The sequence below is a fragment of the Inquilinus sp. NPDC058860 genome, assembly GCF_042743185.1.
Classification (GTDB): domain Bacteria; phylum Pseudomonadota; class Alphaproteobacteria; order DSM-16000; family Inquilinaceae; genus Inquilinus.
In genome coordinates, this window is record NZ_JBHYMS010000040.1 from 1 (window position 1) to 14,069 (window position 14,069).

The window sequence follows — 14,069 nt, forward strand, 5'->3', positions numbered from 1 at the left end:
CAACAAGATTGATCGGGAGGCGAAGCGGCGCGGCCTGTGCCGATGCGAGAGCCGTAAAAAGGCGAGAAAAACCAAGTCCCCCCTCCCCTTGCGGGAGGGGGTTAGGGGGAGGGGGTTCGCGCCGCGAGAGCCGGCCTTCACTTCACGCTCCCCTCGGTCAGCCCCGCCACCAGCCACCGCTGGGCCAGGAGGGCAATGAGGTAGATCGGCGCGATCCCGGCCAGCGAGGCCGCGGCCATCTGGCCGAAATTCACTAGCCGGTCGCCCTGGAACAGCGAGATGCCGACGGTCAGCGTCCGAGTCTCGTCGGCGAAGGTGAAGACCGAGGCGAACAGGAACTCGTTGTAGCCGAGGATGACGACGATGATCGCCGTCGCCGCGATGCCGGGGGCGACCAGCGGCGCGATCACCCGGACGAGGGTCAGGAGCGGCCCGGCGCCGTCGATCGCCGCCGCGTCCTCGATCTCGCGCGGGATGCGGCGCAGGAACGGGATCAAGAGCCACAGCGCCACCGGCACGTTGGTCAGGCCGTAGACCAGCGCAAGGCCGATCACGCTGTTCAGCAGGCCCGTCGCCTTCAGCAGGAAGAAGAACGGAATCGCGGCCACGATCGGGGGCGCCACGAAGCTGCCGAAGGCGATCGAGATCAGCCGCTCCCCCGCCTTGTCCAGGCGCAGGCAGGCATACGCCGCCGGCAGGGCGATCAGGATGGTGACGGCGCCGCCCAGCACCGCGGTCAGCACCGAATTGACGATGAAGCGGGTCAGCGCCGTGGCGCCGAAGGCGGCCGGCCAGTTGGCCAGCGTCGGCGCCTCCGGCAGGAAGCTTCCGGACAGCACCTGGTCCGGCGACTTGAACGAGACCGACAGCAGATAGGCCAGCGGCAGCAGGAACGCGGCCGCGACCAGCACGGCGACCAGGTCGATCCAGGACCAGCGATGCGGCGCCTGCGGCCGCGCGGGGTTAGCCCGCATTTCCCACCCCCCTTGTGCCCTGCGCCGTCACCAGAGGCCGGCAGGGAAGGAGAGCGGCGCAGCGCGATGCGGCGCATCGGGCAAGCCGCTCGACGCACCCTGCCGGCCTCTGGTGACGGCCCGGAGGGTCGCCTTGCGGCGGCCGCCTGCGGGGGCGGGCCGCTCGATCGTATGGCCCGATACGCTCTTCGCGGCCCGCCCCCGCATCCGACTCGCCGGAAGGCGACGCAGGGCGCAAGGAGGGTGGGAAATGCGGGCTGACGGCGATGGTCATGAGTAGCGCGCCTCCAGCCGCTTCGCCGCGCGCGAGGCCGGCCAGATCACCAGGCTGACGAAGCCGACGAACACCAACGTCGCGGCGGCGGCGCGGCCGACATCGAACTGCTCGAAGGCCAGGCGCCAGATCTGGAAGCCGCTGGTCGTGGTGTCGAAGCCCGGGCCCCCGAAGGTCAGCACATAGACCAGGTCGAACAGCTTGAACGCCATCACCAGGCGCAGCAGGAACACGGCGGCCAGGGTTGGCACCAACAACGGCAGGGTGATGTGACGGAAGCGCTGCCAGGCCGTGGCGCCGTCCAGCCGCGCCGCTTCCATCACCTCCTCCGACAGCCCCTTGATCGCGGCAAAGCACAGCAGCGCCACGAAGGGCGTCCACTGCCAGGCGTCCGCGACGACGATGGCGACGGCGGCCCAGCCGGAGGAGCCGAGGAAGCTCATCGGCGCATCGGTCAGCCCGGCGGCGCGCAGCCAGCCGTTCAAGAGGCCACCATCGGCGGCGAAGATCAGCTTCCAGGCGACGCCGACCATCACCGGCGGGGTCATCAGCGGCAGGAGGGTCAGGCTGGTGAGCACCCTGCCGGCCTTCACCAGCCGGTGGAACAGCAGGGCAAGCGCCAGGCCCAGAACCAGCTCGATCCCGGCCATCGGGAAGGCGAAGGCGGCGCTGCGCCACAGCGAGGCGAGGAAGGCCGGGTCGCCGAGCATCCGGGTGAAATTGGCGATCCCGGCCCAGTCGCGCAGCGGCTTGCCAAGCGTGCTCTTGCTGAGCGAGAGGGCCACCAGCGCCATCAGCGGGTACAACGTCGTCAGCACCAGCGTCACCACCAGCGGCGAGGCCAGGGACGCGGTCCCCAGCCGCCATCGCCGGCGCCGCGCCGGCGCCTCCACCGTGTCGATGCTCTCCGCCAGGGCCATCACGAACCGATGATCGAGGTCCACTGCTCATGCGCGGCCGCGATCGCCTCCTCGGGCGACTTCCGGTCGGCCAGCACCAGCGCCAGCTCGTCGGCCAGCACCTGCATCAGCTGTGGCGATTCCGGGCCGTTCGGCCAGGGCAGGCCGTTCTCCAGCGCCCCGGCCAGCGCGGTCTGCACCTTCGGCGCGAAGGCCTTGTATTCCGGCGCGTTCAGGGTCGAGGTGCGATCCGGGTCGATGCCGCTGCCAGTGGTCAACAGCAGCCCCAGCCCGGTCTTGGCGCTGGTGGCGAACTTGATGAACTCCCAGGCGTGCTCCTGCTTCTCGGAGCCCGAGGAGATGGCGAAGGCGAAGCCGGAGTTCAGCGCCAGCCGGCTGGTCTTGTTGGCGCCGCCGACCGGGATGCGCACGGCGTCCCATCTGTCGACGATCTTCGATCCCTTCGGGTCCTGGGCGTAGACGCCGAGGTCACTCCAGAACTCGATCATCGCGACCTTGCCGGACAGGAAGGCCGGGAGGCCTTCCTCGAACCGGGTCTCCAGCGGCGTCGGCAGGGCCGAAGGCGCGGCGTCCTTCAGCGCCTTGGCCGCCTCGACCGCCGCGCTCTCGTCGAGGGCGGAGGAGCCGTCCTCCTTCAGGTAGCGGCCGCCGAACCCGGCCAGGCGGTTGGTGTAGGACGCGCCGATGATGATCGGCGCCTTGCCGCCCAGCACCGCGGCGCCGTAGATGCCGTTGGCTTTCTCGGCCTCGGTGATCGCCTTCGACCGCTCCAGATACTCGTCCCAGGTGGTCGGCGCCTTCAGCCCGTGCCGGCCGAAGATCTCGGTGTTGTAGAACAGCAGGTGGCTGTCGCCGTCATAGGGCAGGCCCCAGCGCTTGCCGTCGGCCAGCGTGTAGGGATCGTAGATCGAGCGCAGATAGTCGTCCGGCTGGATCTCGGCCTTATCGCGCTCGATCCATTCGGTGACGTCGACGATGATGCCGTCATTCGCCAGCGCGCCGACGCCGGTGTACCAGTAGTCGATCACGTCGAAATTGTTGGTGCCGGACTGCACGTCCAGCGTCGCCTTGGCCTGCAGCTGGTCGTAGGGCACGGCGGTGACGTTGATCTTGCCGCCGGTCGCCTTCTCCCAGGCCTCGGCCAGGTAGCGCCCGGCAACGACATGCGGCTGGATGATCATCAGGTTCAGGCTCTGCCCGTCGAAGCGCTTCGCCTGGGCGAAGGCCCGGCTGAAGGGCGTAAGGCCGAGCCCGAGCGCGCCGGCGGATGCCCCGGCCAGGAAGCGGCGGCGGCCGATCGGAAATGCGGACAGGCTGCCGCGGTTCTGCGGTGAGGTCATGGCGGGGATCCTGGGTGGACGGGCCGGCGCGGGGCCGGCCGGTCGTTGCTCAGCCGGCGTAGAGCGGGAAGCGGCGGGCGATGGTGTCGCCGGTGAACTTCGCAATCCAGCCGTCGCTGTTCTCGAACAGGCGGATGGCGGTGAAGCGTGGCGCCGGGCCCATGTCGAACCAATGGGTGGTGCCGGCCGGTACGCTGATCAGGTCGTCCTTGGTGCACACCACCTTGAACACCCGGCCGGCCTTGCGCAGGTAGAAGGCGCCGGAGCCCTCGACGAAGAACCGGACCTCGTCCTCGCTGTGGGTGTGCTCGTCCAGGAACTTCTCGCGGAAGGCCTCGCGCTGCGGGTGGTCCGGCTGCATCCGCACCACGTCGACCGATCTGTAGCCGCACTCGGCCTGCAGCCGGTCGATCTCCGGCTTGTAGGCCGCAATCACCGCGTCCTGGTCGGCGTCGGCCGCCAGTGGCGCGCTCGCCTCCCAGCGCTCGAACCGCACGCCGATGGCGTTCAGCTCGCGCGCGATCGCAGTGCCGTCCTCGGTGTCGACCAGCAGCGCCGCGGGGTTGGTCTCGTCATAGACATAGAGCCGGGTCATGGCTGCAGCCTCCGTCGCTCGAATTCGAATCCCAGCAGGACTTCCAGCGCCTCGGCCGGGGTGCGGCCCCAGGCATAGAGCCCGTGGCCGGCCAGGAGATAGCCGGGGATGGCGGGGGCGCCGCCCAGGCGCGCCAGCACCTGCGGCCCCAGCACCGCCATGTCCTGAGAATTGGCGAAGATCGGGATGTCGAGCGCGACCTCATGGGTCTTCACGCCTGCCAGCGCCTTCTGCAGCTCGAAGCCCTGGATCCGCACCGCGCCCTTGGGCGCATCGACCAGCGACAGCAGCGTCGCCGCCGGGCTGTGCACGTGGTAGATCGCGCCGATCTCCGGGAACGCCCGGTACAAATCGACATGCAGCGGCGCCTCGGCCGAGGCGCGCGGATGCGCCGGGTCGGAAAGCGACACGGTGATGATGTCGTCGCGCGTCAGCCGCGCCTTGTCGGTGCCGGTGGCGGTGATGGCGATGCCGTCGGCGTCGATCCGGGCCGAGAAGTTGCCGCTGGTGGCGGGCACCCAGCCGCGGCCGCCGGCGAAGGCGGCGCCGTCGAGCACGGCCTGGATCGCCGCCTCCTGCTCCGCCGGCTTCTGCGGCAGGCGGGCGACGGGCGAGATGGGAAGGATGTCGGGTGTCGGGGCCATGATCGATCCGGGGCGAGGCGGCGGTCGTGTATTTCGCGATGCCGCTTGAGGAATTTTCGTTAAATCCCCCTTGCCGCAAGCGTCCAGACCTTATATGCGCGCCGACCGGTGTCAATTTCAATTTGAATAACATAATTTCGAGTTGAATGAACGGCCCTGAACTCGGGTCCGGCCGGTGCGGTTGACCTTCCATCTGCTGGAAGCCCCATCTCGCTGGGACGGAGCAGAGGGAGCAGGGAATGGCGCACGCCCACCACGACCATTCGGCGCATCACCATCACGGGGCCATGCCAACGGCGCCGGCCGGCACCATCTACACCTGCCCGATGCACCCGCAGATCCGGCAGCAGGGGCCGGGCACCTGCCCGATCTGCGGTATGGCGCTGGAGCCGGAGCGGGTGACGGCCGAGGCCGGCGCGAACCCGGAGCTCGCCGACATGCGGCGGCGCTTCTGGATCGGCCTCGCCCTGACCATCCCGGTCGTGCTGCTGGAGATGGGCGACCATTGGTTCGGCATCGGCCATGCGATCGGCGCCCGCACCGCGGTCTGGATCCAGCTGGTCCTGGCGACGCCGGTGGTGCTCTGGGCCGGCTGGCCGTTCCTGGTCCGCGGCTGGCAGTCGGTGGTCCGGCGCAGCCTCAACATGTTCACGCTGATCGCGCTTGGCACCGGCGCCGCCTGGCTCTACAGCCTGGTCGCGGCCCTCGTCCCCGGGGTGTTCCCGGGAGGTTTCCGCGGCATGGATGGCGCCGTGGCGGTCTATTTCGAGCCGGCGGCGGTGATCACCGTGCTGGTGCTGCTGGGCCAGGTGCTGGAGCTGCGGGCGCGCGAGCGCACCGGCGGCGCCATCCGCGCCCTGCTCGACCTGGCGCCCAAGCTGGCCCGCCGTGTGCGAGACAACGGATCGGACGAGGAGATCCCGCTCGAGCACGTCCATGTCGGCGACCGGCTGCGCGTCCGGCCCGGCGACAAGGTGCCGGTCGACGGGACGGTCGAGGAAGGCCGCAGTTCGGTCGACGAGAGCATGATCACCGGCGAGCCGATCCCGGTGGAGAAGGGTTCGGGCGACACCGTGATCGGCGGCACCATCAACGGCACCGGCGGCTTCGTGCTGCGGGCCCAGCGGGTGGGCAGCGAGACGGTGCTGGCCCGCATCGTCGAGATGGTCGGCCAGGCCCAGCGCAGCCGGGCGCCGATCCAGCGCCTGGCGGACCGGGTCTCCGGCTGGTTCGTACCGCTGGTGGTGGCGGTCGCGGTGCTGGCTTTCGCCGCCTGGGCGGCCTGGGGACCGTCGCCGGCTTTGGCCTACGGCCTGGTCGCCGCGGTCTCGGTCGTGATCATCGCCTGCCCCTGTGCCCTCGGCCTGGCCACGCCGATGTCGATCATGGTCGGGGTCGGCCGCGGCGCCCGGCTCGGCGTGCTGATCAAGGACGCCGAGGCCCTGGAGCGGTTCGAGACGGTCGACACGCTGGTGGTCGACAAGACCGGCACTCTGACCGAAGGCAAGCCGCGCCTGGTCCGGATCGTCCCGGCGCCGGGCCAGGACGAGGCCGGGCTGCTGCGCCTGGCCGCGGGGCTGGAGCGCGGCAGCGAGCATCCGTTGGCCGCCGCCATCCTGGCCGGCGCCGCCGAGCGCGGGCTGGAGGTGCCGGCGGCCGGGGAGTTCCGCTCGCTGACCGGCAAGGGTGTCGCCGCGCGGATCGAGGAACGGGAGGTCGCGCTCGGCAACGCCGCCCTGCTGGAAGAGCTCGGCGTCGCGGCCGGTCCGCTGGCGGACGAGGCGGAGGCGCTGCGGCGCGACGGCGCCACCGTCATGCATCTGGTCGTGGAGGGCGCGGTCGCCGGGCTGATCGCCGTGGCCGACCCGGTCAAGGAGACGACGCCGGCCGCCATCGCGGCGCTGCGCGCGGCCGGGCTGCGCGTCGTCATGCTGACGGGCGACAACCGGACCACGGCCGCGGCGGTGGCCGGCCGGCTCGGCATCGAGGAGGTCGAGGCCGAGGTGCTGCCGGAGGACAAGGGCGCGGTCATCCGCCGGCTGAAAGGCGAGGGCCGGGTGGTGGCCATGGCCGGCGACGGGGTGAACGACGCCCCGGCCCTGGCCGAGGCCGATGTCGGCATCGCCATGGGCACCGGCACCGACGTGGCGATCCAGAGCGCGCATGTCACCCTGGTGAAGGGCGACCTCGCCGCCATCGCCCGGGCGCGGTCGCTCAGCGCCGCGACCATGCGCAACATCCGCCAGAACCTGTTCTTCGCCTTCGTCTACAACGCGGTCGGCGTGCCGGTCGCGGCCGGGGTGCTGTTCCCGGCTCTCGGACTGCTGCTGAGCCCGGAGATCGCGGCCGCGGCCATGGCGCTCAGCTCCGTTTCGGTGATCGCCAACGCGCTGCGGCTGCGCGCGGTGCGGCTCGACGGCTGAGTTGGAGCGACAGCACCGGCGTGCAAGACCGGCCCGGCCCCGACCGGTAGCGTCCCGGCATGGACACCGCCGTCGCCGATCTGCCGGGGCTGTGGCGGCCGCTGGCGGCGCTGCTGCTGGCGTCCGCGATGGTGATGGGCAGCCCGGGCCCGTCGACGATCAGCCTCACCGCGGTCGGCGCCTCCTTCGGCATCCGCCGGTCGCTGCCCTATGCCGCGGGGCTGATCGCCGGGACGGTCGTGGTGCTGCTGGCGGTGGCGGCCGGGGTGGTGGCGCTCGTGACCTCGATCCCGCATGGCGCTCTCGCGCTCGGCCTGCTGTCCGCCGCCTACATCCTGTACCTGGCCTACAAGATCGCCACAGCCCCGCCGCTCGACGCCCGAAGCGGGGCGGTGGCCGCGCCCGGTTTCCTCGGCGGCTTTCTCCTCGCCGTCGCCAATCCCAAGGCCTATGTCGCGATCGCCGCGGTCTTCGCCGGCACGACCGTTGCCCGGGACCCGGGCCTGGACGCCGCGGTGAAGACGGCGCTGCTCGGCGGCATGATCGTGCTGATCCACCTGTGCTGGCTGCTGGCGGGCGTGTCGCTGTCCCGTTGGCTGCGTGATCCGGTCAGCGCACGCATCATCAACCTGGCCATGGCCGCCGCCTTGGTGGCGGTGACGGCGGCTGCCTTCGTCTAACGACGCGGGTCCAGCAGGTCCCGCAGCCCGTCGCCGAACAGGTTGAAGCCCAGCACCGAGAAAGTGATGGCGAGGCCGGGGAACAGCGACAGCCAGATGTTGACGCCCAGGAAGTTGCGGCCGTCGCTCATCATCGCGCCCCATTCCGGCGTCGGCGGCTGGGCGCCGAGGCCGAGGAAGCTGAGGCTGGCGGCCGTCAGCACCACGGTGCCGGCGGTCAGCGTCGCCTGCACGATGATCGGCCCCAGCGCGTTGCGCAGGATGTGCTGGAACAGGATGCGCCACAGCCCGGCGCCCAGCGCCCGCGCAGCCTCGGTATACTCCACCTGCTTCAGCCCCAGGGCCAGGTTGCGGGACAGGCGGCCATAGACCGGGATCGAGAAGATGGCGATGCCGATCATCAGGTTGACCAGGCTGGTGCCGAGAATGCTGACGATCAGGATCGACAGCACGATGCCCGGGAAGGCGAACAGGATGTCCATGAACCAGATGATCGCCTGGTCGACCCGCCCGCCCGAATAGCCGGCCAGCAGGCCGAGCGGCACGCCGACCGCCAGCGCGATGCCGACGCCCAGCACGATCTCCAGCAGCGACAGCCGGGCGCCGTAGACGATGCGGGAATAGAGGTCGCGGCCGTACTGGTCGGTGCCGAAGAAATGCTCGGCCGAGGGCGGCCGCAAGGCCATGGCCAGCGACTGCTGGGTCGGATCATGGGTGGCCAGCAGCGGCGCCAGCAGGCCGGCCAGCACCAGCAGCAGCACCATGGCGCCGCCGATCGTCAGGCTGCGGTGCCGGCGCAGGATGCGGCCCAGGCGCCTGGCCCGGGAAATCGGCGCTGGAAGATCGTCGCTGTCGGCGAGGCTGGTCATGGTCCTAGTCGAAGCGGATGCGGGGATTGATGGCGGCGATCAGCAGGTCGGCCAGGAAGTTCACCACCACCACCGAGGTCACGGTCAGCAGGGTGACGCCCTGGATGATCGGATAGTCGCGGTAGCGCACGGCGTCGACCAGCAGGCGGCCGATGCCGGGCCAGTTGAACACGGATTCGGTGACCACCGCGCCGCCCAGCAGGCCGCCGAAATTCAGCCCGACGATGGTGACGATCGGGATCAGCGCGTTGCGCAGCGCGTGCTTGCGGTAGATCACCCGCGGCCCCAGCCCCTTGGCGCGGGCGGTGCGGATGTAGTCCTGGCCGATCACCTCCAGCATGCTCGACCGGGTCATCCGCGCGATCAGCGCGGCCGGCAGCAGGCCGAGGGCGACGGCCGGCATGACGTAGTTCAGCCAGCCGCCGGCGCCCAGCAGCGGCAGCCAGCGCAGCTGCACCGCGAACAGGTTCATCATCATCAGCGCCAGCCAGAAATTGGCCACCGAGGCGCCGCCGATCGCCGCGATCATCACCGCCTGGTCGGGCCAGGCGTTGCGGTAGACCGCGGCCAGCATCCCCGCGGCCACCCCGATCAGGATGGCGGCGGCGTAGCTGACCACGGCCAGCGACAGGGTGTAGGGGAAGCGCTCGCCGACCTCGTCGATCACCGGCTTCTTCGACTTGATCGACTCGCCGAAATCGCCCTGCGCGGCGCGGCTCAGGAACAGCCCGTATTGCAGCAGGAAGGGTTGGTCGAGGCCCAGCCGGGTGCGCATGCCGTCGACCGCGTCCTGCGTCGCCTGCGGTCCGGCCATGATCCGCGCCGGGTCGCCCGGCAGCATTCGCACCGCGCCGAAGATCAGGAACGACACGCCGAGCAGGATCAGCGGCAGCGCGATCAGCTTGCGGGTCAGGTAGGCCTTCATCGTGCGACCGCGTTGGAAGGCAAAAGCAAATGAGTCCCCCCTCCCCTAGCCCCCTCCCGCAAGGGGAGGGAGGACTCGAAGGGAGCGAGGGAGGGGGGCAGCTTCATCCTTTGACTCAAGCCTTCGTCGCCCGCTCCGGGACGATCGCGCCGCCGGGCTGCAGCCAGACGCCCTTGACCTCGGCACGGGCGGCGGCGAGGTCGTTCGGGTAGTACAGCAGCACATGCGCCGCATCCTGGACGATGAGGCGCTGCGCCTTGGCGTAGAGCGTCTTGCGCTCGGAATCGTCGGTCGACGATCCGGCCTTGTCGAGCAGGCCGTCCAGTTCGGTATTGCTGTAGAAGCCGAGATTGGCGCTCTTCGGCGACCAGCTGTCGGTGTGGTACAGCGGCTTCAGCTGCAGGTCGGCGTCGAAGGTGCCGGTCGACCAGGAGGCGATGACCGCGTGCACGCCCTGCGCCGCCTTCTCCTCCGGCGTGCCGAAAGCGGCGGCGGTCCACACCCCGCTCTCCATCCGCTGGATGTTCAGCGTGATCCCAGCCTGGGCCCACATGCCCTGCAGGATCTCGGCGATGTTCGCCTCCGGCTCCTGCACCGCGACGTTGATGGTGATGCCGTCGGAATGGCCGGCCTCGGCCAGCAGCGCCTTGGCCTTGGCGACGTCGAGGCCATAGCCCTCGACCGTCGGGTCATAGCCGAACACGGCCGGCGACAGCGGCGAGGTCGCCGGCAGGCCGAAGCCGTACAGCAGGTTGCTGACCAGCCCGGCCCGGTCGGTGGCCAGGTTCAGCGCTTGGCGGACGCGAACGTCGTCCAAGGGCGCCAGCTTGACGTTCAGCGACACCCAGAACACCGAGGTCGGGTTGCCCTGGAGCAGAGTCAGCTCCGGGTTCGCCTTGATCGGCGCGGCGAAGACCGGCGGCAGCGGCACGACGACATCGGCGTCGCCGGTCTGCACCGCCATGTTCATGACCGCGGCTTCCTGGGTCCAGATCCACTTCAGGGTCTTGGTCGGCGCCTTCTCGCCCCAGTAGTCGGCATTGGCCTCTTCCAGCACGTACTCGCCCGACTTGTACTCGGCCAGCCTGTACGGCCCGGTACCGACCGCGGCGCGGCCCAGCGTCCCGGCCTTGTCGGCCTTCGGGCTGACGATCGAGGCCGAGGCCACGGCCATCAGCTTGAGGAAGGCGGGGTAGGGACGCTTCAGGGTGAAGCGGATGGTTTCGGCGCCGGTCGCCTTGACCTCGGCCAGGATGGCGCGGAAGCGACCGCTGGCGGCCAGGCCGCGCTTCTCGTCCATGTGCCGGGCGAAGCTGGCGATCACGGCATCGGCGTTGCAGGGTTCGCCGTCGTGGAACTTGACGCCCTGGCGGAGGGTGAAGGTCCAGACCGTGCCGGTCGCGTCGCCTTCCCACTTGGTCGCCAGGACGGGCACCAGCTCCATCTTGTCGTTGTAGCCGGTCAGGCCCTCATACATCGGCTCCAGCAGCGCCGAGGTGTAGGTCGCGGTCTGGTCCGCCGGATCCATGCTGCGCGGCGCCTCGCTCTGCAGGATCACGATCTGCGAGGCGTCGGCGGCGAAGGCGCCGCGGCCGCGCAGCAGCGCCAGGACGCCGAGCGACCCACCCAGGGCCAGCGCGCCGCGCCGGTCGATCATAAGGGTCATGTCCGTCTCCCATTGGTGGAATCGATCCGGATGTCCCGGTGACTTTGTTAGATAAGTGAAGCCTTCGGCTTGATTAAATTAAATTTCTAAACTAACTGTCAAGTCGAACTCACCGGACGCCGAGGCAGATGGCCAACCCGTCGAAACGCTCCCTGCTCGAAGCCGTGGCCGACCACGGACCGCTCAGCCGGTCCGAGCTCGCGCTCCGCACCGGGCTCAGCAAGGCGGCGATCACGGGGCTGAGCCGGGAGCTGATCCGGGACGGGGCGCTGGAGGAGAGCGAGACGACGCCGTCGCGCCAGGGCCGGCCGTCGATCCTGCTGCGGCTGAACCCGACCCATGGCTACTTCATCGGCGCCTCGATCGTGGAGGAGCCGGTGACGCTGGTGCTGACCGACTTCCATGGCGCGGTGCTGGGCCAGTGCACGGCCCCCTGGTCGAACGACCCGCAGGCGATCGCCGGCACCATCCGCGACTCGATCCCGCATCTCCTGGATGGGGCCGGCATCCCGGCCGACCGGCTGCGCGGCATCGGTGTCGCCCTGTCCGGCCTGGTCAACCACGACCAGGACCGCTGCCTGCACTCCGCCAATCTCGGGTGGATCGACCTGCCGGTGGCGGCAGTGGTGGAGCAGGCGACTGGCGTGCCGGCTTTCCTGGAGAACGACGCCAACGCCGTCGCCACCGGCGAGCGGCTGTACGGGCTGGCGCGCGACTACCGCACCTTCGCCACCGTCACCTTCGGCGACAGCATCGGCTGCGCCCACTATGTCGACGGCGCGCTCTATCGCGGCCATGGCGGCGGCGCCGGCGAGATCGCGCATTGCACGATCGAACCCGGCGGCCTGCCGTGCCGCTGCGGCAAGCGTGGCTGCCTCGACACCGTGGCGCCGCGCCAGGCGATCCTGGCCCAGGCGCGCGGCCTCGGCGTCTCGACGATGGCAGAGGTCGAGGCGCTGGCGGCGCAGGGCCATGCCGACGCCATCGCCATCCTGCACCGGGCCGGCGCGGCCCTGGGCTTGGCCATCGCCCATGTGATCCAGGTCAACGACCCGGAATTCGTGCTGATCGTCGATGTCGAAGGCGCGATGGGCCCGCTGTTCCGCACCGTCACCCGGCAGGCGATCGAGGCCAATGTCCTGCCGCGCCTCGCCGCCTCGACCACCATCCGCTTCCACCACGCGACCCGCGCCCTGTGGGCCCGCGGCGCCGCCAGCATCGCCGCCCACCGCTTCCTGACCCGCGCCGAAGAAGGCTGAAGACATGGCATCTCCCCCGCGCGTCGCCCCCCTTCGCATCGCGGTGGGCGGCATCCACACCGAATGCAGCACCTACAGCCCGGTCCTGGCGACCGAGGCGGATTTCCGGGTGGTGCGCGGTGACGCCCTGCTCGCCGACCCGTCCTTCGCGATGCTGCGCGACTACGACGCCGCCTTCCTGCCGACCCTGCACGCCCGGGCCATTCCCGGCGGCCCGGTCGCCCGCGCCACCTATGAATCGTTCAAGGCCGAGTTCCTCGACCGGCTGAAGGCGCTCGGCCCGATCGACGGCCTGTACCTCGCCATGCACGGCGCCATGAATGTCGAGGGCATGGAGGATGCGGAGGGCGACTGGATCACCGCCGCCCGCGCCGCGGTGGGGCCGGACTGCCCGATCACCGCCAGCTACGACCTGCACGGCAATGTCAGCCAGCGCATCATCGACGCGCTCGACATGTTCTCGACCTACCGCACCGCGCCCCACATCGACGTGGAGGAGACCAAGCGCCGCGCCTGCAGCATGCTGATGCGCCGCCTGACCGAGGGCGTGCGCCCGCTGCTGCTGTGGGTCCCGGTGCCGGTGCTGTGGCCGGGCGAGCGCACCAGCACGGTGGACGAGCCGGCGAAGTCGCTCTACGCGCAGCTGCCCGTGGTGGACGCCGTCGACGGCATCCTCGATGCCTCGATGATGGTCGGCTATGTCTGGGCCGACGAGCCGCGGGCGACTGCCGCGATCATCATGACCGGCACCGACCCGGCGGCGATGGAGCGCGAGGGCACGCGCCTGGCCCAGGCCTATTGGGATGCGCGCGACGACTTCGTCTTCGGCAGCCGCACCGGCACGGTGGATGAGTGCGTCGGCTGGGCCGTCGGCTCGGCGACCCGGCCGGTGATCCTGGCCGATTCCGGCGACAACCCGACCGGCGGCGGCGTCGGCGACCGGGCCGACCTGCTGCGGGCGCTGCTGGCGCGGGACGCGCGGGACGTGCTGATCGCCGGCATCGCCGACCGCCCGGCCACCGAGTCCTGCTTCGCTGCGGGGGTCGGTGCCCGGCTGCGCCTGAGCATCGGCGCGACCCTCGATACCAAGGGCAGCACGCCTGTCGAGGCGGAGGCTGAAGTGCTGGTCCTCGACGCCGGTGACAATCCCGCCGACCGGCAGGCGCTGGTCCGCATCGGCGGCATCCGGGTGGTGCTGACCGCTCGCCGCCGGCCGTTCCACAATATCGCCGACTTCACCCGCCTGGGCGTGCATCCGGCCGAGGTGGCGATCCTGGTGGTCAAGTCCGGCTACCTGTCGCCGGAGCTGGCGCCGATCGCCAACCCGAATCTGATGGCGCTGTCGCCCGGCGTGGTCGACCAGGATGTCGAGCACCTGCCGCGCCACCGCACCACCCGCCCGACCTTCCCCTTCGACCGCGACTTCGACTGGCGCCCCCGCCCCGTCTGGTCCGCCCGCTCCCTCAAGGCCCTCGGCCAGTGAATCCCGCAGCGAAAGAC

12 protein-coding genes are annotated in these 14,069 nt (G+C 70.5%); 4 read left to right on the forward strand and 8 right to left on the reverse strand.

Going from position 1 to position 14,069, the window contains the following annotated elements; all coding sequences use genetic code 11:
* Positions 1 to 137: 137 nt before the first annotated feature.
* The 5 genes from ACFW16_RS23955 to mtnB form a co-directional block, all read right to left on the reverse strand.
* The gene (locus ACFW16_RS23955; protein ID WP_380309743.1) at positions 138 to 974 is read right to left on the reverse strand and encodes a carbohydrate ABC transporter permease; all 837 of its coding nucleotides are present in this window, start codon (positions 972 to 974) and stop codon (positions 138 to 140) included.
* A 270-nt stretch (positions 975 to 1,244) separates the two neighbouring features.
* Positions 1,245 to 2,192 (reverse strand): carbohydrate ABC transporter permease, encoded by a 948-nt coding sequence (locus tag ACFW16_RS23960; protein WP_380309745.1) that lies wholly within the window; start codon positions 2,190 to 2,192, stop codon positions 1,245 to 1,247.
* A complete protein-coding gene (locus ACFW16_RS23965; protein ID WP_380309747.1) occupies positions 2,168 to 3,508 on the reverse strand; it encodes an ABC transporter substrate-binding protein in 1,341 nt (446 codons plus the stop codon). The genes ACFW16_RS23960 and ACFW16_RS23965 overlap by 25 nt, the downstream gene beginning before the upstream one ends.
* A 49-nt stretch (positions 3,509 to 3,557) precedes the next feature.
* Positions 3,558 to 4,103: an acireductone dioxygenase gene (locus ACFW16_RS23970; protein ID WP_380309749.1), complete on the reverse strand. Its 546-nt coding sequence runs from the start codon at positions 4,101 to 4,103 to the stop codon at positions 3,558 to 3,560.
* Positions 4,100 to 4,747, reverse strand: coding sequence for a methylthioribulose 1-phosphate dehydratase (gene mtnB, locus ACFW16_RS23975; RefSeq protein ID WP_380309751.1), 648 nt, complete (start codon positions 4,745 to 4,747; stop codon positions 4,100 to 4,102). Before mtnB ends, ACFW16_RS23970 begins: the two co-directional genes overlap by 4 nt.
* A gap of 239 nt (positions 4,748 to 4,986) precedes the next feature.
* On the opposite strand from mtnB, the gene ACFW16_RS23980 reads away from it, so the two are divergent.
* Together ACFW16_RS23980 and ACFW16_RS23985 are read left to right on the forward strand one after the other, a co-directional pair.
* Positions 4,987 to 7,170 (forward strand): copper-transporting P-type ATPase, encoded by a 2,184-nt coding sequence (locus ACFW16_RS23980; RefSeq protein ID WP_380309753.1) that lies wholly within the window; start codon positions 4,987 to 4,989, stop codon positions 7,168 to 7,170.
* 59 nt (positions 7,171 to 7,229) lie between these two features.
* On the forward strand, positions 7,230 to 7,850 hold the full coding sequence (locus ACFW16_RS23985; protein ID WP_380309755.1) for a LysE family translocator: 621 nt from the start codon (positions 7,230 to 7,232) through the stop codon (positions 7,848 to 7,850).
* On the opposite strand, the gene ACFW16_RS23990 is transcribed toward ACFW16_RS23985, so the two are convergent.
* From ACFW16_RS23990 to ACFW16_RS24000, 3 genes are all read right to left on the reverse strand, one after another.
* Entirely contained in the window at positions 7,847 to 8,719 is an 873-nt protein-coding gene (locus tag ACFW16_RS23990) for an ABC transporter permease (protein ID WP_380309757.1), read from the reverse strand. The two genes, ACFW16_RS23985 and ACFW16_RS23990, sit on opposite strands and share 4 nt — an antisense overlap.
* Positions 8,720 to 8,723: 4 nt before the next feature.
* Positions 8,724 to 9,644 (reverse strand): ABC transporter permease, encoded by a 921-nt coding sequence (locus tag ACFW16_RS23995; protein ID WP_380309759.1) that lies wholly within the window; start codon positions 9,642 to 9,644, stop codon positions 8,724 to 8,726.
* Positions 9,645 to 9,759: 115 nt separating this feature from the next.
* Positions 9,760 to 11,310, reverse strand: coding sequence for an ABC transporter substrate-binding protein (locus tag ACFW16_RS24000; protein ID WP_380309761.1), 1,551 nt, complete (start codon positions 11,308 to 11,310; stop codon positions 9,760 to 9,762).
* 128 nt (positions 11,311 to 11,438) lie between these two features.
* On the opposite strand from ACFW16_RS24000, the gene ACFW16_RS24005 reads away from it, so the two are divergent.
* Together ACFW16_RS24005 and ACFW16_RS24010 are read left to right on the forward strand one after the other, a co-directional pair.
* Complete coding sequence (locus tag ACFW16_RS24005; protein WP_380309763.1) at positions 11,439 to 12,569, forward strand: ROK family protein; 1,131 nt, start codon at positions 11,439 to 11,441, stop codon at positions 12,567 to 12,569.
* A gap of 4 nt (positions 12,570 to 12,573) precedes the next feature.
* The gene (locus tag ACFW16_RS24010; RefSeq protein ID WP_380309765.1) at positions 12,574 to 14,052 is read left to right on the forward strand and encodes a M81 family metallopeptidase; all 1,479 of its coding nucleotides are present in this window, start codon (positions 12,574 to 12,576) and stop codon (positions 14,050 to 14,052) included.
* The last annotated feature ends 17 nt before the right edge of the window (positions 14,053 to 14,069 follow it).